4 protein-coding genes are annotated in these 2927 nt (G+C 58.2%); all 4 read left to right on the top strand.

Translation table 11 applies throughout. The features are described from left to right. Positions 1 to 150 precede the first annotated feature (150 nt). The 4 genes from F573_RS0113725 to F573_RS0113710 all read left to right on the top strand — a co-directional run bounded on the left by F573_RS0113725 (position 151) and on the right by F573_RS0113710 (position 2883). A complete protein-coding gene (locus F573_RS0113725) occupies positions 151 to 1008 on the top strand; it encodes a hypothetical protein (protein WP_019023068.1) in 858 nt (285 codons plus the stop codon). A 136-nt stretch (positions 1009 to 1144) separates the two neighbouring features. After that, positions 1145 to 1651, top strand: a complete 507-nt coding sequence (locus tag F573_RS0113720) for a hypothetical protein (RefSeq protein WP_019023067.1) — start codon at positions 1145 to 1147, stop codon at positions 1649 to 1651. A gap of 167 nt (positions 1652 to 1818) precedes the next feature. Beyond that, complete coding sequence (locus F573_RS0113715) at positions 1819 to 2082, top strand: hypothetical protein (protein ID WP_019023066.1); 264 nt, start codon at positions 1819 to 1821, stop codon at positions 2080 to 2082. 138 nt (positions 2083 to 2220) lie between these two features. Then, positions 2221 to 2883: a hypothetical protein gene (locus tag F573_RS0113710; protein ID WP_019023065.1), complete on the top strand. Its 663-nt coding sequence runs from the start codon at positions 2221 to 2223 to the stop codon at positions 2881 to 2883. Positions 2884 to 2927: the final 44 nt, after the last annotated feature.

Below are 2927 nucleotides of genomic sequence, written 5' to 3'. Positions count from 1 at the left end.
CTGGAGCCCCCGGCGTCGCCCGAGGCGTAGCTTTCAGGGAAAAATCGACAGCACGCCAGGGAATGGCATAATAATCCTGCAGTAACGACGAACCGCCCGCGTCCTTTCGGGCGATGAATTCGGCTCAAAGCCGGAAGGAGCAATCTCGCAATGAATGACACGCAAGATCAATTCGATCATTCGGATTCGGCTCTCACGCTGGAGTTGACCCTTGTTGCTGAATACGACCTTAACGGAGAGGAACCTGGCGTTCTCAAGGATCGCCTGAATCAAATGGTGACGATGGCCGTTGGCGATGGACTCCTGACGGGTGATACGCCTGCCGAAGTGGATGAGTGGTTTCATCATGTCCGAGAAGTGGAGTCCAGCAGTTCCAGTGTTGGCGTGCTGGTTTCGGCGGACGCTCTCCAGAAGGTCCTCCGCCTGGCGGAACACGGTCTCGATAGCCGTTCCGAGTATCTCGGTTCCGCTTATGGGGAGAATGACTACGGCAAGGACGAGATCGAAGCGGCCCTGAAGGAGTTGGACCAGGAGGGGGAATCGCTGAATCTGCTTTCCGGAATCGTCAGCGCCGCTCTGGAGCGCACTGACGCGGATCTCGATGACGCGGTCGAAAAGGCCTATACCGTGGTGTTCCAGTTGCCGGACTTTCTTCTCGGTTGCGGGGGAGGCGACACATGCGTCTGGGTTAGCCACACCCACGGGCGCTTTTGGTCGGACGCTGTCCGAAATGCCGCTTACGCCGCCTGTGACGCCATCGACGGCATCGAGGACAAGGATGATCTGGCTGTTCTGCTGGCCTTCGAGGGCCACCACCAGGACCGGATCGAGGCGAATTCGACTCTACACGCGACGGCACCGGAAGACGGTTCTGGATACTGGGACGAAGACCCGGACTTTACGGTCGAGGACTGGAAGTACGAAGTCGGCAATGATGACACCCGCGAAAGTTACTGGAGTTGGGTCGCGAAGCAACGCGAAGCCGCCAGGGAAGATGCCGCGATTTAACCCGATGACCAGGTGAGTATCGACTAAAAAATCGACAGGCCGGGATGCTCTGGCATCCTGGCCCTGCGACACGACGAACCGCCCGCGTCTTTCCGGGCGGCGGACAACCGGCCCGAAGCCGGTCGGGAGAACTACCATGAACACCAACATCAATACCGAACCCACCGAATCTTCCGATGTCCCGGTTTCCCTGGACGATCTGAGGAAGGTTCTTGCTCTAGCCGAATACGGGCGCGAAGATCGATCGGAATACCTCAATTCCGAATATGGCCGCCTGGATTACGGGGATGAATTGAAGGGCGCGCTTGAGGATCTGTCCGCGCAGGAGTGCGCTTTGGGCCGTCTCGAGGCTCTGATCAATCAGTCGGCGGAGCAGGGTCACGATACGGGTGCCCTGGCGGAGAAGGATTACACCGTGGTTTTACAGCTACCGGGCTACCTGCCCGGTGTTGAAGGTGCGGATTCCGCTGTCGTCTTTGTGGGGCATGCCTGTGCCCCTAACTGGCAAAATGCAGCGATCCGTGTTCAGGATTCCGCCTTCGGGATGATCGATGGCCTCAAGGACGTGGAGGATCTCTCGATCCTAGTGGCCTTCGAGGGGCATCACGAGGACCGGATCGAGGCGAATTCGGCTCTGCGATAGTGACTGGGCCTGAGTCGCCAAAAAGCGTGAACGCTCCCAGGAAGAAGATGACTCGATCTAGCCGATGGCCGGGGTGCTATCCGCGCCCCGGCTCTCTTCCCAAGCGAACCGCCCGCGTCTTTCCGGGCGGCGGATTCCCGGCCCGAAGCCGGATTGGACGTTGAATCATGCCGAACATTCCCGGTGAGTACAGTGCTGTCGAGGCGAAAAAGATCGTCGCTTCGGTTCTTTCCGAACATGGGCTCGCGTATGACCGCCTTCGCGCGCGGACCGTGAGCTTCGAGGGGCTTGGGTATGGCCGTGCGGTGTTCGTGAAACCGGTTGGCCTTCGTCTGCCCAATCCGGCGCTCAAGGCCGCTAAGAAAGACCTCCCCAAGGGGGTATGCCTGGATACCCCGCAGATCGTTCCTCCCTCGGGCGTCATCGCCTGACGTCCGGACTTCATATCCGCACCTGTAAGAAATCGACAGGCCGGGATGCTCTGGTATCCTGGCCCTGCGACACGACGAACCGCCCGCGTCCTTCCGGGCGACGGTTCCCGGCCCGTAGCCGGACGGAGCAACAACACTATGAGCGATCCCAATACGAATTCGAGTGAGTATTCCACAGGTTCCGACGTCCCACTGGTCGTGAGCCTTGACCAGTTGGCCGATATCCCCCGATTCGGTGTGTACCGGTTGGCGTTTCAAGGGGGCGGCGAGCGATTCTGCGTTCGAGGTAAAAACGAACGGGGGATTGGCGACACCGTTCACCCTTCGTTCGAGGATGCTGAAAAACAGTCTCTTTTGGAGCAGCGTCAGTATGCAGACCGTCAAGCACGCCTTGCCGAGCAAGAGGCCGCTGCCCAACGCGAGCAGGCTGAGCGAGAAGCTGAGCTTGCCGACGACTATGACGGTTTCCTTGCGGATATGAGTCCTATGCAGAAAGGACTGGCGAAGAAACGACTCAGCAAGGTTCTTCGGTTCAGTGGCGAGGTGATGTCGCGCAAGGAAATGATCGACCGGGCGGCCGAGTCAGGAGCCCTTGAAACGAATACCCAGGAAGTTCCGCGTGTTGCGCCCATGAGCAAACGACGGATCAACCGAGCGGACAATCGGGAACACATGGAACACGAAAAACGTATGAAAGAGGCGGGCACAAAGACGATTTATACCGTCAACGGTTATGAAATTCCCAAGATTGCGTATGAGTACGCTCAGTTTTTGCTCAAAAACAAGATCAAGGGAGCCTGATTTTTCAAAAGAACCCTGATGCGTGCCATTGCAGTGCGATGAAT

This window comes from Thioalkalivibrio sp. ALE23 (assembly GCF_000378545.1).
Classification (GTDB): Bacteria; Pseudomonadota; Gammaproteobacteria; order Ectothiorhodospirales; family Ectothiorhodospiraceae; genus Thioalkalivibrio.
This window is presented reverse-complemented; position numbering and strand designations above follow the sequence as displayed.